This is a genomic window from Dermabacter sp. Marseille-Q3180, from assembly GCF_940792985.1.
Classification (GTDB): Bacteria; Actinomycetota; Actinomycetes; order Actinomycetales; family Dermabacteraceae; genus Dermabacter; species Dermabacter vaginalis.
This window is the reverse complement of sequence record NZ_CALNWU010000001.1, coordinates 96573-115816: the sequence shown is the minus strand read 5'-3', so window position 1 is coordinate 115816 and position 19244 is coordinate 96573. Positions and strand designations below refer to the sequence as shown.

The following is a 19244-nucleotide window of genomic DNA, read 5'->3' as shown; positions in this document are numbered from 1 at the left end:
TCATGACCGCTGAACTGCCATGGCTGCACATCGACGCCTCAACGCCGAATGCCGCCGCGCAGCTCCATGATGCGATCGCGAACGCCGCTGCGGAGGGCACTCTCGCCCCGGGTGAGAAACTGCCCTCCGTGCGCTCGCTCGCCAAGGCCTGCAACGTCGCACCGAACACGGCCGCGAAGGCCATCAAGTCGCTTGCGGCGGCGGGTATTGTGGAAACGGATGGGCGACGTGGCACGCGCGTGAAGCCCTGGGGCGAGGTAGAACGCTCGCTTCAGGAGGCACTCGCGCATGCCGCGCGCCTGGCAGTTTCGTCTGGGGTGGGGTCCGACGCCTCCCTCGCAATGTTTGAGGCCGCGCTGCGCACAGAAGCGGCCTCTTCCCGATAGACACGTGAAAGGACAGTGGCGTGCTCGTCATTGCATCGCCCGGACAGGGCGCTCAGAAGCCCGGATTCCTCGCTCCGTGGCTCGACATCGATAGCGTGGCCGAATACGCGGGCTCGCTCGGTGAGGCCGCGGGGGTGGACATCGTGAAACACGGGACCGTGTCGGATGCCGACACGATCCGCGACACGGCTATCGCACAGCCGCTCCTCGTCGCCTCCAGCCTCATTGTGCATAGCGTTCTCTTCGGCGCTCTCGATGTGCCACGCCCCGATTTTTATGCCGGCCACTCGGTGGGCGAGGTCGCCGCCGCTGGCCTCAGTGGCGCGCTCACCGAAACCGACGCGATGGAATTTGTGCGTGACCGCTCGAAGGCCATGGCCGAGGCTGCAGCGGCGGAGAAGACCGGCATGGTTGCTATTGTCGGTGGGTTGCGTGAGGATGTGCTCACGAAAATCGAGGCCGCCGGTGCCGTTCCCGCGAACATCAACGGTGCTGCCCAGGTGGTCGCAGCAGGCTCGATCGCGCAGCTCGAAACGCTGAGGGAGAACCCGCCCGCGAAGGCTCGCGTGATCCCGCTTCAGGTTGCCGGCGCCTTCCATTCCCCGTACATGGCGCAGGCTCGCGAGGCGCTTGCCGCGCGCGTAAGCGACTATTCGGTGCGTCAACCCCAGATTCCCGTGATTTCAAACGCCGACGGTGCTGTGGTGCGGGAAGGACAGGCGTTCCTCAACTCGATCGTCACCCAGGTTGCCCACACCGTGGATTGGCTCGCGTGCATGCACACCTTCGAGGCCGAGAGGGTTACGGGCATCCTCGAACTCGCACCCGCGGGTACCCTCACGGGTCTCGTGAAGCGCGATGCAAAAGCTCTTGCACGTTTCGATCTCAACACTCCCGATCAGCTCGATGCCGCACGCGACTTTGTGCGCGAGCACGCTGGCCAGGCCCCGAAGGAGGCGTAATCTCGGTGGTCACTCTTCGCCCCTCAAAACCCGTTGCGGGCTCGCAGATTCTCTCCTATGGCGCCGCTCGCGGCGAACTCGTTGTCACAAATGACGACATTGCAGGCCCCATTGATTCCTCGGATGAATGGATCCGCCGCCGCACCGGCATCGTCACTCGCAAACGCGCCGGCGACGACGTCCACGTGATCGACCTCGCCGAGAAAGCCTCACGTGACGCGATTGAAAAGTCCGGGCTTGACGCTTCGGACATCGACACGGTGATCGTTTCAACGATCTCGTTCGAATATCAGACGCCCTCGGCGGCAACACTGCTCGCGGCGCGCCTCGGCATTGAGGATGCGGTTGCCTACGACATCTCGGCGGCGTGCGCGGGTTTCTGCTACGCGGTGGGCCAGGCTGATGCCCTCGTGCGTTCAAGCGCGGCAAAAAACGTTCTCATCGTGGGGGCCGAGAAGCTGTCGGACCTCATCTCCCCCACCGACCGTTCGATTTCTTTCCTTCTCGGCGACGGTGCGGGAGCCGCGATCATCTCCGCGAGCGACGAGCCTAAGATTGGCCCCACTATTTGGGGCAGTGACGGCGAGCACTGGGACACGATCCGCATGACCCATTCGCTTCTCGACTACCGCGATAAGCCGGAGCTGGGCTTCCCCACGCTCGAGCAGGATGGCCGCACCGTGTTCCGCTGGGCCGTGTGGCACACGGCTGAGATTGTTCGAAAGGCGCTCGACGAAGCGGGGCTCACCGTTGAGGACATCGACGTTTTTGTGCCCCATCAGGCGAACATGCGCATCATCGACGAGCTCGCGAAGCAGCTCAAGCTTCCCGAGAGTGTGGTGATTGGCCGCGATATTGCTGACACGGGCAACACGTCTGCCGCATCTGTTCCACTTGCCGTGCACCGCCTCCTCGACGAGGGTCAGGCGAAGTCCGGTGATGTGTGCGTGCAGATCGGCTTCGGCGCCGGACTCGCCTACGCGTGCCAGATCGTCGTTTTGCCGTAACGCGTGCCCCGTATTGTTTGGTCGAAGCCGCGCCCAAAGAGAAGGTTCTTCGAAGAAGAACGCGGGGCAGGAAGCGACCGGCAGTAGCGAGACACGCGTCAAACTTGCAGCCGTCGGAACCTGAACCTTCAGGTTTGGCGCTGTAGGCTAATGCCGCTGATCTAATTCGTAAAGCACAAAGGAGAGCCTCCATGGCACACACCGAAAACGAAATCCTCGCCGGCCTTGCCGAGATCGTGAACGAGGAGACCGGTGTTGAGACCGCTGACGTTCAGCTTGACAAGTCGTTCACCGACGACCTCGACATCGACTCGATCTCGATGATGACCATCGTCGTGAACGCCGAAGAAAAGTTCGACGTGCGCATCCCCGACGAAGAGGTCAAGAACCTCGTGACCGTTGGTGACGCCGTGAAGTTCATCGAGAACGCTCAGGCCTGATTCTTATCTGGTGCGCGCTCGCCCGTTTGCGGCGGGCGCGCACCTTAATCATTTCCCCTTTTTTCACCACGCCCGCAAGGAGAACCCATGAGCGAGAATCCTCGCGTAGTTGTCACCGGCCTCGGCACATTCAACCCGCTTGGAGTCGACATCGAGAGCTCCTGGAAGGCTGCCCTTGCGGGAGTATCCACCGCGCACACGCTTGAGAATGATTGGGCGGAGCGCTACGGGCTCGCGGTGAACTTCGCCTGCACGGTCGCGGGCGATCCTCTCGAGCACCTTTCGAAGCCCGAGGCAAAAAAGCTTGATCCGAACGGGCAGTACGCGATGATCGCCGCGCGCGAGGCGTGGGAGGATGCGGGCAGCCCCGAGGTTGATCCTCTGCGACTTGGCGTCGTGGTTGGTACCGGCATCGGTGGCGTGTGGACGATCCTCGATCAGTGGGACACCGTGAAGGAACGCGGCGCGCGCCGCGTCAACCCGTTCACCGTTCCCATGCTCATGGCGAACTCCGCGGCCGCGCATATCGAGATTGAGTTCGGAGCGAAAGCCGGTGCACACACGCCCGTCTCGGCGTGCGCCTCGGGCGCTGAGGCGCTCGCGCACGGCCTCGACTTCATTCGCAGCGGACGCGCCGATATCGCGATCGTTGGCGGCACCGAGGGCTGCGTGCACCCGCTCCCCCTCGCGGGCTTCGCAAATATCCGCGCGCTCTCCACTCGCAACGATTCACCTGAGACAGCCTCGCGTCCCTACGACCGCGATCGTGACGGCTTCGTCCTCGGTGAAGGCGCAGGCATCATGGTGATCGAGACCGAAGAGCACGCAAAGGCACGCGGTGCGCAGATCTACGCCTACCTCGCCGGCCGCGGCATGGCGTCCGACGCCCACCACATTTCCGCGCCGAGCACCGAGGGCCAAGCGCGCGCCATCCGCGAGTCGCTCGAGGATGCGGGCCTCACCGCACGCGATATCGTCCACGTCAATGCCCACGGCACGTCGACCCCGCTCGGCGACCTCAACGAGCTCGAGTCTCTTTCGATCGCCCTCGATGGCGAAACCGACCAGATCGTCGTGACCTCCACGAAGTCGATGACCGGCCACCTCCTCGGCGGCGCAGGTGCTGTCGAGTCGATCTTCTCCATCCTCGCACTGCACAATCGCGTTGCGCCGCCCACGATCAACATTGAGAACCTCGATGAGGGCGTCACGATGGACATTGCGAACGGCACAGCACGCGAGCTTCCGAGCGGCGACATCGCCGCGCTCAACAATGCCTTCGGCTTCGGCGGTCACGACATGTCGGTCGTATTCGCGAGCGCGTAAACCGCGCGCACGTATAGGCGTACGAAAACGGGGTCCGACGGTTGTCGGGCCCCTCAGGGTTGTCTATCGGTGCACCAACGCATCGGATTCCAAGAAAAGCGGTCCGCATGTCAGGTCAGGGGATTGATGACAATTCAGTCGCTTGATTACTTCACGCAGGTGCTAGAGGCGGCGGCGTTTCGTAAAGTTCCCAGTTAAACGCATACTAGACCTATGACTTGGTTTGAATGGCTACAGAAGGTCTCCGGAGGATCCACGCCCACTGCCATTGCTCGTCGTTTACAAATACAGCCTTCGACTGTAACCAGATGGAGGGATGGAGGCTCACCATCTACCGAACAAGCATCAGCTGCTGCTCACGCATACGGCCGGGCTGTACTTGAAGCCTTCGTGGCAGCCGGCTTCCTCACCGATGAAGAGGCCGGGGCGGGTCCAGCAGCACTGTCCGACCTCACTACAGACGAACTGTTCGCTGAACTTCGCAAGCGAGTATCTTGAGTATCTCAGGGGTTAGACCCGCTGACCTCTGACAACTCATTCGTGTCACGTTCAGCACCGCATCCTAGATAGTTCGGTAATTCAACCTCTTTGCTGGCTCTGTTCCAGGCACCCAAGGCAGATACCCCGCGAAACCTTTTATGATGTTTCTATGCAATTCCACGACCCCCTCGACTGGAACCAGTACATCCGAACGATCGCGGCCGGAGAGACAAACGTCGAAATCTCCAACCGCACAGGCATAGGTCCGTCCACTATTAGTAGATGGGGTCGTCCGAAGGCAACGGACGTAATTTCCTTTGCTCGTGCCTACGAGCGTCCAGTTACCGAAGCACTTATTGCAGCAGGCTTCATTACCCCCACCGAAGCCTCCGCTTTCGTCTCCTACAGTGTCGTCAAAGTAGAGGAAATCTCGAACGAACAACTCGCCGCGCTCGTTGCCACCCGACTTGGAGTCAACGGGCATCAGCGCTCATAGATCCGAACGGAAAATTACCCCGCTAACTCGACTCGCACCCACAAATAAGTTGGTGACAATTGGCGCTAACCTAGCACCATTAATTTCATCGCTATCGCAATCCAGGTATTAGAACCTCAACCATCTCGCTGAAGCTCAAACGGATACCATTCGAGAAGCAATACGATTACTACATGCACTCTCATTTTCGCACATGGCTCAACGAAGCAACGAGCAACGCCACCAACGCCGAAATCGCCCATAAGACAGGGATCGCAAAGTCCACCGTCGGCCGGTGGGAAGGCGCACCGCCACGTCCAGAGACCATCATCCAAGTAGCACGCGCATTCAAAGCGAATGCCGTTGACGGCTTAGTGGCCGCTGGTTACCTCCATGACGACGAGGTGCGAATTCCCAAAGTTATCCATAGACCCTCAGATTTCAGTTCCCTCGAACTCCTCGACGAGCTTCGCACCCGCGTCCTGAACGGTCGCGTCGAAATGTCTCACCCCCTTGAGACCATCACGTCACCACACGGCCCTCATACCGAGAGCGCATAACCTAGGCGTCCGCGTCTGGTGGACACCACACGAACACACCTACTACTCCCACCAACGCCTATCAATCTGGCTCCCCCGAAACCTCACCAACGCCGAAACCTGCAGCCCCCTCGCACACGAAATCGCCCACGCCATACACGGCGACCAATACCCACAACCCTCACACATTGAAGCCCGCGCGTGGCGAGAAGTTATCCACGCCTATTACGAGACTCTAAGGACAGCTACATGAGCACCGCCAAAAAGGAAGACACCCCAGGGGACAAACTCTTTATGAAGTGGGTAAAAATCGGCGGGATCGTCCTGGCCGCACTGGTTGCGCTCACCGTGTACGCGACCATCATGACACCCGAAAAAAAGGAATCTGAGCCATACAAGCCCGGGGGAATCCTTCGCGCTGCCGCCGCTGCATGCGACATCACAAACCCTGACATTACTGGTGCGATCATCACACTCGACGGGGACATCAACGAAACCGCGTGCGTACTCCAGAAAATCGGCACCTCTCAAACCGTCATTGACCAGATCGAAATGACCCGCGCTATCGACGGCGTGCAAACCGTGTCTGAGAACGGCTTCCGCTACCAGTGGACTTACCACCCGAAACGGGGTCTAGACATGAGCATCCTGGACAACCGGGGATGAAACCGACCAGCAACCCACGTGTGAAACGGTACGACGACAAACGCACCGGAAAACCCCGCTACCTCGTCCGCTAGCGCAAACCAGACGGACGCCGAACCGTGAAACGCGGCTTCACCACGAAACGCGCCGCCGAACAATGGCTAACCGAAACCGACACAGCGAAACGCGCCGGCGCATTCGTGTCCGTCACCGACGGCAAGACACGCCACGCAGACCTCGAAGAACGTTACTTCACCATCAAAGCAAGCCAAGTGATACCGACGACGTTAGCGGACGGGCGCACGGCATGGCGGCTACAGGTATCCCCCGCATTCGGTACGTGGCAGGTTAGCGCGATACACACTAGCGAAGCTGAACCACGGGCTGCGAGCCTCAAGGGATCTGCGAAGCTCGTCCGGCGTTAGATCGCCGAAGTCCGCGACGTACTTCGAAATCATCCACGCCCGCTGACGCAGACCAAGCTAAGGGCCACCACATGCGCTGTCTTCCCCTCTCCCTCCTAAAAGCGAACGCCCTAACCGCCTAGACCCCACTTGCATCCGACCGCAACCTCACCCTCTGCGACCTCCGCCAGGGCCTCCAAGCGCACGGCCTATGTGAAGGCGAATTCCCTGGTAGCGGGGCGAACAACTTCAACTTCGATACCGCGAGATGAGAAAGCAGAACCCACCTTTCACGGGGTGACAGCCCGAATTTGAAGCTGAACGGATCTCACCATGTATCCCAACAATTACGACTCCGCCATCACCTGGGACGACCACCGGATAATCGTCGCAGGCCGCGAGAACGGCATCGATAATGCTAGGGCTGGTGAACTGCTCGGCTTCGGCTGTACTATCTGCCATCCGCTTCAATAAAACGGACTAGCGAACCTTGGATGAACGGTGAGATTTGTATTCCACAAGTTCATTGAGCTGCTCGACGCCTCATGAAGGGCCGTGGGGTTACTGTCGATGCGTTGTAGCCCCGCCGCCGGCGGCAGGGGATCCGCCTCAGCTCCGGTCGGCGGCGGTCAGAAAATATCTATCCGCGGAATCGACCCGACCAAATGAGCGTCCCTACTCCCTCGACTATGTCCCCCAGCGTGCCCTGGAGGCGTCGCAGGCAAGGCAAAAACGGACGATAAACGGACAATCGCCACTTTGTCCGTGACAAGACTAGGACGGAAATAAGCCCAAAACACTGCGTGACCTGGGCATATGGTAGGCCCGGCGGGGCTTGAACCCGCGACCGACGGATTATGAGTCCGGTGCTCTAACCAACTGAGCTACGGGCCCGTATACGCGCTCTATTATCGCCGCTCGGGTGTCTTCTTGGAAAGTTCTCGCCGCGTGGCGGGCGATAGCGTGGCCTTTGGCACATCCCGGCCAAATATGGGCTTTGAATTGGCGATCCGCGCCCGGTCGCTGCTAATGTATTTCGAGTCGATCCCCCATAGCTCAATCGGCAGAGCATTCGACTGTTAATCGAAGGGTTATTGGTTCAAGTCCAATTGGGGGAGCAACCGAAGGCCCCGGGGAAACCCGGGGCCTTCACTTTTCGCGGTAGCGTTAAGCCCCGAGGCCTGGAGGAAGGTACCCATGAGTGTTCACTCGCCCGAGTCTTTCGAGCGCCCCGAGGATTTCGGACCGGGCAGCGTGTGGGTCGACAGGGTCGCCACGCGCCAGTTCGTGGGCTATACGCAAAGCGGTGTGGAGATTCCCATCGGGCTCGAAGAGGGGCGCGTCAGTCCCGGTGAACTCTTGAAGCTTGCGCTGATCGGCTGTGCGGGCATGTCGATGGATCACGCCGTCGCACGGCGCCTTGGTGACGATTTTGCGGCGCGCCTGTACGCGCACGGCACATCCGATGCCGAGCATGACCGTTACCATGAGATTGACGAGACGATTCAGCTTGACCTCTCCGGTCTGGATGACCGCGAGCGGGAGAAACTTGCTGCCGTGATCGATCGCGTGATCGACGCTGCGTGCACGATTCAACGCACTGTCGTTCCAGGCGCCGAGGTGCGCCACACAATCACCGACGCGGGCCTCGCATCGTGCACTGCGTCTGACGAGGAGGAGAAGTAATGGCGAAGCGCGAGATTCGCGTTGTTGGTGACCCGGTTCTGCGTACCGAGTGCGATCCGATCAAGGAGATCACGCCGGGTGTTCGCGCCCTCGTCGAGGATCTCCTCGAAAACGTTAATGAGGAAGGGCGCGCAGGTCTTGCCGCGAACCAGATTGGCGTGAGCCTCAGGGCGTTCTCGTGGAACATTGATGGCGAACTCGGCTACATCCTCAATCCGGTGATCACGTACCTTTCGGAAGAGAAGCAGGGAGGCGACGAGGGCTGCCTCTCCGTTCCTGGGCTTTGGTTCGAGCGTGAGCGTGCGGCGAAAGCTGCATGCGAGGGCATTGATCTTGACGGAAAAAAGGTGACGCTTGAGGGCGAGGGCATCGTCGCGCGTCTCATCCAGCACGAGGTCGGTCACCTCGATGGTGCCCTCTACATCGATGGACTCGACAAGAGCGAGAAAAAGAAGGCGTTGCGGGCGATCCGCGAAACCCTCTAGACTGTTCTCAGGCCCGAGCCGGGTCGCCATAGGTATCAACGCGAATCGTGGGGAAGACGTTTCGATTGATACGAAAGGTAAGCCCATGGCTCGTGGAACCCTCACAATCCACTCCGTGTCGCGTGCCCTCGCTCCTCATCTTGAATGGGCCGTGAGCGGAGTTCTTGGCCTGCCCGTACGCGTGAGGTGGCACCGCCACGAAGGCGACCCTTCACAGCTGCGCATGGCAATTAACTGGACCGGCCCCGAAGGCATGGGCGCGCGGCTCGCGACCGCCCTTCGCGGTTGGGACAGCGTTCGCTTCGAAGTCACGCAGGAGCCAAGCGCGGGCGAGGAAGGCTCGCGATGGATGTACACGCCGTCGCTCGGCATTCACCACGCGGCGATCGATGCCGCCGGCAACGTCACCCTCACCGAAGACCGTATTCGCTATTGCATTGCCACCGGGGCAGGCGATGCCGCGCGGATTGAAAACGAGATCGGCAAGGCCCTCGGCGAGGCTTGGGACCATGAATTGGAAAGCTTCCGCGCCGCCGCAAGCGGTGAGGAGCCGCGCCGCCTTCACCTCGTCGGCTAACAGCGCCCTGCACCCCGGGAGGAACTCCCCTACTCTTTGAGAGCGCGAAGCTTCTGCTGCGCGTCTTGAAGGGCCGTCATCGTCGCACGGAACTCCTCGGCTTCGCGATCCGGGGTAAGCCTGCCAAGCTTCCTTCGCAGCTCCGAAATTTCATGCGTGAAGCTCAACTGCTGAAGTCGGCGTATGAGCGCAGGGCCCAGGCGATTGAGCTGTTGCTCGTCACGGGCAGGTAGCGGGTACGAGGCAAGATCACCGATGAGTGGCCGTAGCGACTCCCCCGCGATTTCCATCACTGCCTCGACGAACTCCCGCACGCTTACGTTGTTCTCGGCCGCGTTTTCGAAGAGGCCGGTCGCAATCACACAGTCCCACACGCTCTGAAGCGTCACGGTTCGGAAGGGCTCATCGGGGAGGGCGTGCACATCCGCGAGGTTCACACTCGAGGGTGCTTGGAGCATGAGCGCAAGTGCCTGCACCTCGGCGGTTTCGATTGGATCGCGGGTTTGCGTGAGGTCCCTCAGCCGAATGGGCGCCAAGAGAGGTGAGCTCTCATCGGGTGCGTGGGTGGCGTCGGAATCGTTCACCTCGGGGCTCTCCGGGGGGTATTCCGACGCTTGCTGCGCAATCCTGCGCTGCTCATATACCGCCTTACCGGCGTCCTGAACAGCCCGCTGAACCGTACGTTCGTCGAGGCCAAGCCACCCGGAGAGCCTGCGTGCATATTCGGGCCGGAGCGCGTGATCTCTGATTTGGGCGACCACGGGCGCGGCCATGCGCAGCCCCGCAATTTGCCCCTCAGCCGTGTCGAGATCGACGGAACGCAGGGCCGCGCGGATCGCGAATTCGAACATGGGGATACGCGCGGCAATAACGTCTTTAAGGGCTTCCTCGCCACGCTTCACGCGGATATCGCACGGATCCATGCCCTGCGGATCGACGGCGACATAGGTCTGGGCAACGAAACGTTGATCTTCACGGAAGGCTTTAAGTGCGGCATTTTGACCTGCCGCATCGCCGTCGAACGTGAAGATGACTTCGCCTCCGACTCCGGCAAAGGCGCTGCCCGCGCCGCTTGCGAGGCTCAAGGAACTCAGCGCTGAGGTATCCCCCATGATTCGGCGCACGAGCGTGACGTGCTCGGAGCCGAAAGCCGTTCCGCACGAAGCGACAGCCGTGTCGATCCCGGCGGCATGCGCCGCCATCACATCTGTATAACCTTCCATGACGACCACTTGGCGCTTGGAAGAGATGTTCTTACGCGCGAGGTCGAGGCCGTAGAGGACCTGGGACTTCTTGTAGATGGGAGTTTCGGGCGTATTGAGGTATTTCGGCCCCTTATCGTCCTCGAAAAGGCGACGCGCCCCAAAACCGATGGTTTTGCCCGTCACGTCGCGGATGGGCCACACGAGACGGCCGCGAAAACGGTCGTACACGCCGCGCTGACCTTCGGAAACGAGCCCGCTCAGCGTCAATTCCTTTTCCGTGAAGCCGCGTCCGCGCAGGTGCCGCGTAAGGTTGTCCCACCCTTGCGGGGCAAATCCGATACCGAAATGAGCGGCGGCACGAGGGCCGAAGTCACGCTCGGCAAGAAAACGACGCCCGGTCTCAGCCTCGGGACTCGTGAGGTGCTCACGGAAGAACTCCTCCGCGACCTCGTGTGCGGCGAGCAAACGTTGGCGGGTACCAAAGTCGGTACGCGGTCCCGAATCGCGATCGCCCCTCGACGAGGATTCCTCGTAGCGAAGCTGCACGCCATAACGCGAGGCAAGATATTCGACGGCCTCGGTAAAGCTCATGTGGTTGATTTTTTGCACGAACTCGATCACGTCCCCACCTTCGCCGCAGCCGAAGCAGTGGTAGCGGCCAATTGCGGGGCGAATGTTGAACGAAGGCGTCTTTTCATCGTGAAAGGGGCACAGCCCTTTCATCGAGCCAAGGCCCGCGCTCCTGAGCGACACGTACTCGGACACGATCTCTTCAAGGTTCGCGCGCTCACGCACGGCCACGATGTCCTCGCGCTTAATGAGACCTTTCACGCGCACCTTCCTCGCACTCTAAAAGGGAATTTCCGGGCCAAAGCCCGGGAGTGGTACATCGCCCGCGAGAGCGTCCGAATAGGCCCCCGAGAAGAATTCAGAATGAAGGCGCACGGCGGAGACGTCAGTGAGCGAAGCGATCTGATCCACGATAACCCGCTCGCGCTCCTCGAGGCTGTTCGCGCGCTCGTAGAGCACCGTGAAGATGGGGTCGAGGTGCGCCGCTCCCGTGCGGCGAAAGAGCGCGAAAAGATCGCTAAGGATCTGCTCCTGGAGCGCGTACACACCCTGCTGCGCCCTACTCGACATGACGTAGGCGGCGGCGAGGCCTTTGAGCACCGAGATCTCCCGCTCCGTTTCTTCGGGCACCACGACGCTCCCCTCAAAGCGCGCGAGGGCATGATCGCCGTGCGCCGCGCGGGTCGCCTCAACGACCGATCCCACGAAACGACCGATGAGCTGCGAGCTCATATCCTTGAGCGCCGCCGCGGAAAAGGGATCACCCGAGTACTCCCATTGCCACACCGTGCCGGTTTCGAGCCGAGTGAGTGCAACATCCAGCTCCTCGAGGGAGAGGTGCGGGGCATACCAATCCTGCACGACGTAGAGCGCGGCGGCGCGCTCTTGCGGGTCTTTGAGGGCATTGAGCGTGATCGATCCGCCCGTGATCGCGTCCTCAATGTCGTGCACGGAGTAGGCGATGTCATCGGAAATATCCATCACCTGCGCCTCAACGCACTTGCGATGCTCGGGTGCGCCCTCGCGCGCCCACTCGTACACGGGCAGGTCGTCTTCGTACACCCCGAACTTTGGCGAATCGGGGTCCGGTCCCTTCGCGCGCTGCCACGGATACTTAATCGCGGCATCGAGAGCCGCGCGAGTGAGGTTGAGCCCGTAACTCTTTTCACCGCCGAGCACCTTCGGCTCGAGCCGCGCGAGTAAACGCAAGGTTTGCGCATTCCCTTCGAACCCGCCGATATCGCTCGCGAGATCGTTGAGTACACGTTCACCGTTGTGCCCGAAGGGCGGGTGTCCGAGATCGTGCGAGAGGCACGCGGCATCCACCACGTCTGGGTCACAGCCGAGCTCGTGAGCAATGTCGCGGCCGACCTGGGCGACCTCGAGCGAGTGTGTGAGGCGCGTACGGGAAAAATCGTTGGAGCCAGCGCCGAGCACTTGTGTCTTCGCACCGAGGCGCCTAAGAGCCGAGGAATGCAGCACCCGTGCGCGGTCGCGCTGAAAGGGCGTGCGGGCTTGCGACTTTGGGGGCTCTTGGAAGAAACGCTCGATGTCGCGCGAATGGTAGGGGGCGGGAATATGCGGTGGCACGATTTACCCTCCCGAGACGGACAGTTCCGCCTCGTGTAAGCGGGCGCGATGCTCTTGGGAAATCTCGCGTGAGTCGAGCCAACCGTCGGGCATGTGCGTGCGCTTCGGGTGGCCCGCTCTCCCTCGCGGGCCCTCGACCGGCTCGCCCGGGTATGGGGCCTCCCAATCAAGCACGGAAAGCTTTTCCTTGAGGTCGTCGAGCGATTCCATCGTCGCGAGAGCGTGCCGTGCCTTTCCGCCTACGGGATACCCCTTGAAGTACCACCCAACGTGCTTGCGCAGATCCCGCACGCCGCGGCCCTCATCCTCGAAAAATTCGATGAGAAGTTCCGCGTGGCGAATGAGCACCTGGGCAACCTCACCGAGCGTGGGTTTCACGCGGTCTGGTTTGCCGGCAAATCCTGCCGCGAGATCGGCGAAAAGCCACGGGCGGCCCTGGCACCCGCGCCCCACAACGACGCCGTCGCACCCGGTTTCTTCGACCATGCGAAGCGCATCCTCGGCGCTCCAAATATCCCCGTTGCCGAGAACGGGAATGCTCGTGACAGCTTGCTTGAGGCTCGCGATCGCCTCCCAGCGAGCGTGTCCGGAGTAATGCTGATTGGCGGTGCGGCCATGAAGGGCGATGGCTGCAGCACCGGCTTCCTCCGCAATCCGACCGGCATCAAGGTAGGTGAGATGAGAGTCGTCGACGCCCATGCGGGTTTTTACCGTCACTGGAACGTCCTCGGCCGCTTTCACTGCCTCCGTCACGATCCGCGTGAAAAGCTCCGTTTTCCACGGAAGCACCGCGCCGCCGCCCTTGCGGGTGACCTTCGGAACGGGGCAGCCGAAGTTGAGATCCACGTGGTCAACGAGGTCGAGCTCGCGCAGTACGCGGATCGAAGCCGCGATGGTGGCGGGATCTACGCCGTACAGCTGGATCGAGCGCGGAGTTTCGCGCTCCCCCATGGTGACGAGGCGCATCGTTTCGGGGTGACGTTCGACGATCGCGCGACTCGTGACCATTTCGGAGACGAAGAAACCACCGTCATTCGCCGAATGACGGGCACCGAACTCGCGGCACAAAAGCCGAAACGGCATATTGGTGACCCCAGCCATCGGGGCGAGAACAACGGGAGTATCGCTCGTGTGAGGGCCAATCGTGAGGGAACGGCTCATGCGTGAAAGGCGCTCCTTAGCAGCCCGCAAGGCGCTCAGCGAGGTAACCCTTGATCTTTGATAGGGCCACGCGCTCTTGCGCCATTGTGTCGCGGTCGCGCACCGTCACGGCCTGGTCATCGAGAGTGTCGAAGTCGACCGTGACGCAATAGGGCGTACCAATTTCATCCTGGCGACGGTAGCGACGACCAATCGCGCCCGAAAGGTCCATCTCGATGTTCCACAGGGCGCGAAGCTCCGCGGCGAGGTTGTGCGCGGTGGGTTGAAGATCTTCGCTCTTGGAGAGCGGAAGAACGGCGACCTTGACGGGGGCGAGGCGTGGATCGAGCTTGAGCACCGTGCGCTTATCCACACCGCCCTTGGTGTTGGGCGCCTCATCCTCTTCGTAGGCGTCGATCAGGAAGGCCATCATCGAGCGAGTAAGGCCGAACGATGGTTCGATCACGTACGGCGTGTAGCGCTCGCCGCTCGCCTGATCGAAGTACTGCATCTTTGTTCCCGAGGCCTCCGCGTGGCTCGCGAGGTCGAAGTCGGTGCGGTTCGCGACGCCCATGAGTTCACCCCATTCACTGCCTTGGAATCCAAAGCGGTATTCGAGGTCAATCGTTGCATCGGAGTAGTGCGCACGCTCCTCCTCTGGAACGTCGAAACGGCGAACGTTTTCCGGCTTGATGCCGAGGTCAAAGAACCACTTTTCGCACGCCTCAACCCACTCGTCAAAGAACTCACCGGCGCGCTCAGGCTGCGTAAAGAACTCAATTTCCATCTGCTCAAATTCGCGCGTACGGAAAATGAAGTTGCCGGGGGTGATCTCGTTACGGAAGGACTTGCCCACCTGGCCAATGCCAAACGGCGGTTTCACGCGCGCGGCGTTCACAACGTTCAGGAAGTTCACGAAAATCCCCTGCGCTGTTTCGGGACGCAGGTAGTGAAGCCCCGCTTCGTTATCGACGGCACCGAGGTAGGTTTTCATGAGACCCGAGAACTGCTGCGGTTCGGTGAATTCGCCCTTCGTGCCGCAGTTCGGGCACGGGATCTCGCTCATGCCTTCGGCCTTGCGTCCCTTGCGCTCTTCGAACTCTTCTACAAGGTGATCCTCGCGGAAACGGTTGTGGCAGCTGCGACACTCGATGAGGGGGTCGGTAAAGGTTTTCACGTGACCCGAGGCCTCCCACACGCGCGTGGGCAGAATGATCGAGGAGTCGAGCCCCACCATGTCAGCGCGGGAGGTCACGAAGGTGCGCCACCACTGGCGCTTAATGTTCTCCTTGAGCTCAACGCCGAGGGGGCCGTAATCCCACGCCGAGCGCGTGCCGCCGTAAATATCGCCGGCGGGGAACACAAAACCACGCTTCTTCGCGAGGGCGATGACGTTATCGAGCTTCGACGGTTGGGGCTTCGCCACGAGATCTCCTTGGGACGCTGGGCATGCATGGCTTGCACGCTTTGTTCCACCCTAACCAGAAACCGCGAAAACGTTGCTTCTTCTCACGCATGCACGGCCACAGATTTGCCGCATGCCACAAGCATCACTGATAATAGTTCTCATGAATAACTCACGGTCTTCTTTCGGTCTGTCCACCCCGGTCTCGCGCCGTGCTTTCACCCTCGGCGGCGGGCTTTCGTTCGCTGCCCTCGTTGCAGGGTGCGGCGGCACCTCTGAGAAGGGCAAGGGTTCCGACGCCACCTCGGGATCCGGCGATCTTTCCGTCATGATCACGTGCTACCCCACCCAGTACCTCGCCGAAAAGGTGGGCGGTGAGCACGTGTCGATCATTAATCCCGTGAAGCCGGGCATCGACCCGCACGGTCTCGAACTGTCGGTGCAGCAGGTGGCGCAGATGGCCGACGCCGATCTCGTGGTGCAGATCGAGCACTACCAGAACGCGGTTGACGACGCGATCAGGGCACACAAGCCAAAGAAGCTTGTGAACCTCAACGACTTCGTGGACATCCTTCCCGCGCGCGGCGAGGAGCTTGAGCACGAGCACGGTCATGCGCATGAACATGAGCACGGCGACGAACACGATCACGACCACGATGATCATGAGCACGAAGCGAGCGACGGCGGAGGCGATGACCACGCCCATGAGCACGACGATCACGACCACGATGATCACGATCACGGGGGCCACCACCACGATCACGGCGGAATCGATCCCCACTTCTGGCAGGATCCCCACCGCATGATCAAGGCTGCGAAGGCACTTGCCGACGCCCTTTCGGACATCGACTCCGAGCATGCCGAGGATTACGCGAAGAACTACGAGGCACTCGAGAAGGAGCTTACGGACCTCGACGAGGAGCTTCACCAAAAGTATGAGTCGGTGGACCGCGAGAAGGCCTTCATTACGAGCCACACGGCTTTCGCTTACCTCGCAGACACCTACGATCTGCACCAGATCGGTATCGCCGGTATCGACCCCGAGAATGAACCGTCGACCGAGCGCCTGCTCGAGCTTGCCGAACTCGTGAAGAAGGAAAAGCTCACGACCGTGTTCTTCGAAACCTCCGCGACTCCCGCCGTTGCGGAGGCACTCGCGAGCCGCACCGGCGCAAAGGCTGAGGAACTTGACAATCTTGAGACGCAGCTCGATGCAAAGAAAGATTATGCTCAGGTCATGCGAGACAACGCCGACAAACTCGTTGCCTCCTGGCAGTGAGTAGCGCCAGCACCCACGACGCCGCCGCGTTTGAGGTTCGACATGTGAATCTCAAACGCGGCGGCTCCGTCGTACTCAAGGATGTCACAGCCCGCATTAACGAGGGTGAAGTCGTCGCTATTCTTGGGCCAAACGGCTCGGGCAAGTCGACGCTGCTCAAGGCCATGATTGGGGTGCTCCCCCTTTCAGGTGGAAGCGCTCAGATTCTCGGGCGCCCCTCGACTACGCGCGGTGTGCACGACGCGATCGGGTACGTGCCGCAGATGGCCGCGTTCAGCGGAAATATCGCGGCAAGCGCGTACGAAACAACCGCGAGCGGTCTGCTCACGAGCACGCGACTGTTCACGCGGGCGCCGAAGCACAAGGTCCAGCAAGCCCTCGAATTCGTGGGGCTCGGTGATCTTTCGAGCCGCGCCGTCACGGAAATGTCCGGCGGCCAGCGTCAGCGCGTCATGATCGCTCGCGCTCTCGTGCGGGAGCCACGCATTCTTGTCCTCGACGAGCCCTTTACCGGGGTTGACGCCGCGACTCAAGAGAACATCTCTCAGCTCATCGGCAAGCTCCACGAGCGTGGGACGACCGTCGTTGTCGTGCTCCATGATCTCGACCCGCTGCGCGACCTCATTACGCGCGCAATCGTGATGGAGGAAGGTCGAATTGTTCACGACGGCCCACTCCCCCACGACGATCCGCATGCGGATGCAAGCGAGAGCGAGGACGGAAAGCACCACGTGAACGAGACCATCGACCAGTGCCTAGGGAACGAGATTCACCCGTGAGCCCCCTCGACCTTCTTCTCTCGCCGATCGTCCGCTACCCCCTCATCATCGCGGTTCTCGTGGGGCTTACAGCGCCCGTCGTGGGCACCTACCTCGTGCAAAAGCGGCTCTCGCTCCTTGGCGACGGACTTGGCCATGTCGCGCTCACGGGCGTGGCTATCGGGTGGTTTGCAAGCTCGATCTTCCAACTTTCCAGTAGCGATGCGCTCGCCATCCCGGGGGCGCTCGCCGCGAGTGTCATAGGTGCCGTGCTCATCGAGTACGTGCGCGAAGTCGGCCACACGAGCCGAGACACAGCCCTCGCGATCCTTTTTTACGGCGGCATCGCCGGCGGTGTCGTGATCATCCAACTTGCTGGTGGCACGTCGCAGAGCCTCATGGCGTATCTCTTCGGGTCACTCGCGACGGTCACGCACTCTGATCTGTGGGTTGCCCTCGCCCTTGCGCTCGTCATTCTTGTCGTCGGTGTCGGCGCGCGCCCGCTTCTGTTCGCCGTGACAAGCGACGAGGAACACGCGCGTGCCATCGGCCTTCCCGTACGTGCCGTGAACGTGCTCATCGCAATCATGGCCGCTCTCACCGTAACTCTCGCCATGCGAATCGTTGGTGCTCTCATGGTCTCCGCGCTCATGATCGTGCCGGTCGCCGCTTCGCAACAAATCGTTCGCGGCTTCGCCCGCACAATGCGTATGAGCATGCTCCTCGGTGTGATCTGCGCGGTGAGTGGGCTGGTACTGACCGTGTACGTCGACCTCCCACCTGGCGGCGTGATCGTGCTGATCGCGATCGGGTTCTATATCCTGGGAGTTCTCGCGCAAACGATTCTTGGCCGTGCGCGAATCTCGACGGAACCGAAGGGCATGTGATTGAAGTGGCGAAACCACTGCGCACCACAAAGCAGCGCACCGCGATTTTGCGCGCGCTCGAATCGGCAAAAGATTTCATGACCGCGCAGCAGCTTCACGATCTTTTGAGAGCCGACGGTGAATCAGTGGGCCTTGCGACCGTGTACCGCAACATGCAGCCGCTGGTGGATGCCGGACTCGTTGACGTCATCATCACCGATTCCGGCGAAGCAATCTACCGCCAGTGCACCACGGAATCACACCACCACCACCTCGTGTGCCGAACGTGCGGCAAAACCATCGAGTTTCTTCCGCCGGAGCTCGAGGAGTGGGCAAACACCATCGCTCGCGAAAACGGCTTCACCCAGATTGAGCACACGATGGAAATCTTCGGCTCCTGCCCCGAGTGTTCCGCAGCATCAGCGTCGAAGTAGGCGCGATCCGCTCGAATGCTTGATTGGATCACTTCACTCCCCCTCGTCCCCGCCATCGCCTTCCTTCTCGTCGTCATCTATTGCCGAGCAGGAGGCACGTACCTTTTGGGGCGCCTCGCCTACAGGCTCGCGAACCGTGGCCGCTTCCACGCGATCCTCACGAGCCCACGCGTGGAAAATGCCGCGGAGAAGGTCAATAGGTGGGGTGCGCCGATCGTCGCGCTCAGCTTCCTCACGGTCGGCTTCCAAACGGCCGCAAACCTCGCGGCGGGCGTGACTCGCATGCCGCTAACACGCTACCTCCCAGCCCTCATCGTGGGGGGAATCGCGTGGGCCGTGATATACGCGACCGTGGGCCTCGCCGCTTTTGCACTGTGGTGGGAAGTGGCACTCTCGAACCCTTACGTGGCCGCGGCGATTGCCCTGGCAGCCGTCGGACTCCTCACATTCCACATCCTTCGTAAGCGTGCCGAGCGGAACCGGGCCACGCGAGAACTTGCCCATGAGCGTGATGTGACGGGTGAGCGGGCGCCCCTCCTTCCCGACGAGACCACGAACGATGCCAACGGGCGTGGGATCTAGCAG

22 protein-coding genes and 2 tRNA genes are annotated in these 19244 nt (G+C 61.2%); 19 read left to right on the top strand and 5 right to left on the bottom strand.

The genetic code is table 11. The annotated features are described in order from the left end of the window. The first annotated feature begins 2 nt into the window (after positions 1 to 2). The 10 genes from NBW56_RS00560 (at position 3) to NBW56_RS00520 (ending at position 7138) form a co-directional block, all read left to right on the top strand. Positions 3 to 386 (top strand): GntR family transcriptional regulator, encoded by a 384-nt coding sequence (locus tag NBW56_RS00560; RefSeq protein ID WP_250257587.1) that lies wholly within the window; start codon positions 3 to 5, stop codon positions 384 to 386. Positions 387 to 406: 20 nt separating this feature from the next. Further along, the gene (locus tag NBW56_RS00555; RefSeq protein WP_250257586.1) at positions 407 to 1348 is read left to right on the top strand and encodes an ACP S-malonyltransferase; all 942 of its coding nucleotides are present in this window, start codon (positions 407 to 409) and stop codon (positions 1346 to 1348) included. 5 nt (positions 1349 to 1353) lie between these two features. Next, positions 1354 to 2355, top strand: a complete 1002-nt coding sequence (locus NBW56_RS00550) for a beta-ketoacyl-ACP synthase III (protein WP_250257585.1) — start codon at positions 1354 to 1356, stop codon at positions 2353 to 2355. Between the two features lie 191 nt (positions 2356 to 2546). Then, on the top strand, positions 2547 to 2795 hold the full coding sequence (locus tag NBW56_RS00545) for an acyl carrier protein (RefSeq protein WP_055087801.1): 249 nt from the start codon (positions 2547 to 2549) through the stop codon (positions 2793 to 2795). A gap of 87 nt (positions 2796 to 2882) precedes the next feature. Continuing rightward, entirely contained in the window at positions 2883 to 4121 is a 1239-nt protein-coding gene (locus tag NBW56_RS00540) for a beta-ketoacyl-[acyl-carrier-protein] synthase family protein (protein ID WP_126845901.1), read from the top strand. A gap of 213 nt (positions 4122 to 4334) precedes the next feature. Continuing rightward, complete coding sequence (locus NBW56_RS10175) at positions 4335 to 4619, top strand: hypothetical protein (protein WP_502799319.1); 285 nt, start codon at positions 4335 to 4337, stop codon at positions 4617 to 4619. A 151-nt stretch (positions 4620 to 4770) separates the two neighbouring features. Further along, positions 4771 to 5097 (top strand): helix-turn-helix domain-containing protein, encoded by a 327-nt coding sequence (locus NBW56_RS00535; protein WP_250257584.1) that lies wholly within the window; start codon positions 4771 to 4773, stop codon positions 5095 to 5097. A gap of 173 nt (positions 5098 to 5270) precedes the next feature. Beyond that, on the top strand, positions 5271 to 5636 hold the full coding sequence (locus tag NBW56_RS00530; RefSeq protein ID WP_250257583.1) for a helix-turn-helix domain-containing protein: 366 nt from the start codon (positions 5271 to 5273) through the stop codon (positions 5634 to 5636). 228 nt (positions 5637 to 5864) lie between these two features. Then, the gene (locus tag NBW56_RS00525; RefSeq protein ID WP_250257582.1) at positions 5865 to 6281 is read left to right on the top strand and encodes a hypothetical protein; all 417 of its coding nucleotides are present in this window, start codon (positions 5865 to 5867) and stop codon (positions 6279 to 6281) included. A gap of 716 nt (positions 6282 to 6997) precedes the next feature. Next, positions 6998 to 7138 (top strand): hypothetical protein, encoded by a 141-nt coding sequence (locus NBW56_RS00520; RefSeq protein ID WP_250257581.1) that lies wholly within the window; start codon positions 6998 to 7000, stop codon positions 7136 to 7138. Positions 7139 to 7481: 343 nt separating this feature from the next. Here NBW56_RS00520 and NBW56_RS00515 read toward each other — a convergent pair. Continuing rightward, positions 7482 to 7558: transfer RNA gene (locus tag NBW56_RS00515), tRNA-Ile, on the bottom strand. A gap of 151 nt (positions 7559 to 7709) precedes the next feature. Between NBW56_RS00515 and NBW56_RS00510 the strand changes: the two genes are divergently transcribed. The 4 genes from NBW56_RS00510 to NBW56_RS00495 all read left to right on the top strand — a co-directional run bounded on the left by NBW56_RS00510 (position 7710) and on the right by NBW56_RS00495 (position 9412). Next, positions 7710 to 7782 (top strand) — tRNA-Asn (locus NBW56_RS00510). 79 nt (positions 7783 to 7861) lie between these two features. Then, positions 7862 to 8350, top strand: coding sequence for an OsmC family protein (locus NBW56_RS00505; RefSeq protein ID WP_250257580.1), 489 nt, complete (start codon positions 7862 to 7864; stop codon positions 8348 to 8350). Beyond that, positions 8350 to 8835, top strand: a complete 486-nt coding sequence (gene def / locus NBW56_RS00500) for a peptide deformylase (RefSeq protein WP_150333285.1) — start codon at positions 8350 to 8352, stop codon at positions 8833 to 8835. The genes NBW56_RS00505 and def overlap by 1 nt, the downstream gene beginning before the upstream one ends. Positions 8836 to 8920: 85 nt before the next feature. Next, complete coding sequence (locus NBW56_RS00495) at positions 8921 to 9412, top strand: DUF3145 family protein (protein WP_250257579.1); 492 nt, start codon at positions 8921 to 8923, stop codon at positions 9410 to 9412. Positions 9413 to 9441: 29 nt separating this feature from the next. On the opposite strand, the gene dnaG is transcribed toward NBW56_RS00495, so the two are convergent. Genes dnaG through NBW56_RS00475 form a run of 4 tightly spaced genes read right to left on the bottom strand, consistent with a single transcriptional unit; the run spans position 9442 to position 15343 of the window. After that, positions 9442 to 11448: a DNA primase gene (gene dnaG, locus NBW56_RS00490; RefSeq protein ID WP_250257578.1), complete on the bottom strand. Its 2007-nt coding sequence runs from the start codon at positions 11446 to 11448 to the stop codon at positions 9442 to 9444. A gap of 18 nt (positions 11449 to 11466) precedes the next feature. Further along, the gene (locus NBW56_RS00485) at positions 11467 to 12777 is read right to left on the bottom strand and encodes a deoxyguanosinetriphosphate triphosphohydrolase (protein ID WP_250257577.1); all 1311 of its coding nucleotides are present in this window, start codon (positions 12775 to 12777) and stop codon (positions 11467 to 11469) included. 3 nt (positions 12778 to 12780) lie between these two features. After that, positions 12781 to 13938, bottom strand: coding sequence for a tRNA dihydrouridine synthase DusB (dusB, locus tag NBW56_RS00480; RefSeq protein ID WP_250257576.1), 1158 nt, complete (start codon positions 13936 to 13938; stop codon positions 12781 to 12783). A 16-nt stretch (positions 13939 to 13954) separates the two neighbouring features. Further along, entirely contained in the window at positions 13955 to 15343 is a 1389-nt protein-coding gene (locus NBW56_RS00475; protein ID WP_250257575.1) for a glycine--tRNA ligase, read from the bottom strand. A gap of 142 nt (positions 15344 to 15485) precedes the next feature. Here NBW56_RS00475 and NBW56_RS00470 point away from each other — a divergent pair, with 142 nt between their 5' ends. From NBW56_RS00470 to NBW56_RS00450, 5 genes are read left to right on the top strand one after another with little or no spacing between them, the layout of a single operon-like run. Then, positions 15486 to 16601, top strand: coding sequence for a metal ABC transporter substrate-binding protein (locus NBW56_RS00470; RefSeq protein ID WP_250257574.1), 1116 nt, complete (start codon positions 15486 to 15488; stop codon positions 16599 to 16601). A gap of 44 nt (positions 16602 to 16645) precedes the next feature. Continuing rightward, on the top strand, positions 16646 to 17380 hold the full coding sequence (locus tag NBW56_RS00465; RefSeq protein ID WP_250257573.1) for a metal ABC transporter ATP-binding protein: 735 nt from the start codon (positions 16646 to 16648) through the stop codon (positions 17378 to 17380). Beyond that, positions 17377 to 18246 carry a metal ABC transporter permease gene (locus tag NBW56_RS00460; protein WP_250257572.1) on the top strand — a complete coding sequence of 290 codons (870 nt, stop codon included), beginning with the start codon at positions 17377 to 17379 and terminating at the stop codon, positions 18244 to 18246. Before NBW56_RS00465 ends, NBW56_RS00460 begins: the two co-directional genes overlap by 4 nt. Before the next feature lie 5 nt (positions 18247 to 18251). After that, complete coding sequence (locus tag NBW56_RS00455) at positions 18252 to 18659, top strand: Fur family transcriptional regulator (RefSeq protein ID WP_311201293.1); 408 nt, start codon at positions 18252 to 18254, stop codon at positions 18657 to 18659. A gap of 15 nt (positions 18660 to 18674) precedes the next feature. After that, the gene (locus NBW56_RS00450; protein WP_250257571.1) at positions 18675 to 19241 is read left to right on the top strand and encodes a DedA family protein; all 567 of its coding nucleotides are present in this window, start codon (positions 18675 to 18677) and stop codon (positions 19239 to 19241) included. The last annotated feature ends 3 nt before the right edge of the window (positions 19242 to 19244 follow it).

What these genes read in the sequence shown, in the direction of transcription:
- NBW56_RS00560 (WP_250257587.1), top strand. Translation starts at nt 3, where the DNA reads ATGACCGCTGAACTGCCATGGCTGCACATCGACGCCTCAACGCCGAAT.
- NBW56_RS00545 (WP_055087801.1), top strand. Translation starts at nt 2,547, where the DNA reads ATGGCACACACCGAAAACGAAATCCTCGCCGGCCTTGCCGAGATCGTG.
- NBW56_RS00540 (WP_126845901.1), top strand. Translation starts at nt 2,883, where the DNA reads ATGAGCGAGAATCCTCGCGTAGTTGTCACCGGCCTCGGCACATTCAAC.
- NBW56_RS10175 (WP_502799319.1), top strand. Translation starts at nt 4,335, where the DNA reads ATGACTTGGTTTGAATGGCTACAGAAGGTCTCCGGAGGATCCACGCCC.
- NBW56_RS00535 (WP_250257584.1), top strand. Translation starts at nt 4,771, where the DNA reads ATGCAATTCCACGACCCCCTCGACTGGAACCAGTACATCCGAACGATC.
- NBW56_RS00530 (WP_250257583.1), top strand. Translation starts at nt 5,271, where the DNA reads ATGCACTCTCATTTTCGCACATGGCTCAACGAAGCAACGAGCAACGCC.
- NBW56_RS00525 (WP_250257582.1), top strand. Translation starts at nt 5,865, where the DNA reads ATGAGCACCGCCAAAAAGGAAGACACCCCAGGGGACAAACTCTTTATG.
- NBW56_RS00520 (WP_250257581.1), top strand. Translation starts at nt 6,998, where the DNA reads ATGTATCCCAACAATTACGACTCCGCCATCACCTGGGACGACCACCGG.
- NBW56_RS00505 (WP_250257580.1), top strand. Translation starts at nt 7,862, where the DNA reads ATGAGTGTTCACTCGCCCGAGTCTTTCGAGCGCCCCGAGGATTTCGGA.
- def (WP_150333285.1), top strand. Translation starts at nt 8,350, where the DNA reads ATGGCGAAGCGCGAGATTCGCGTTGTTGGTGACCCGGTTCTGCGTACC.
- NBW56_RS00495 (WP_250257579.1), top strand. Translation starts at nt 8,921, where the DNA reads ATGGCTCGTGGAACCCTCACAATCCACTCCGTGTCGCGTGCCCTCGCT.
- dusB (WP_250257576.1), bottom strand. Translation starts at nt 13,938, where the DNA reads ATGAGCCGTTCCCTCACGATTGGCCCTCACACGAGCGATACTCCCGTT.
- NBW56_RS00470 (WP_250257574.1), top strand. Translation starts at nt 15,486, where the DNA reads ATGAATAACTCACGGTCTTCTTTCGGTCTGTCCACCCCGGTCTCGCGC.
- NBW56_RS00450 (WP_250257571.1), top strand. Translation starts at nt 18,675, where the DNA reads ATGCTTGATTGGATCACTTCACTCCCCCTCGTCCCCGCCATCGCCTTC.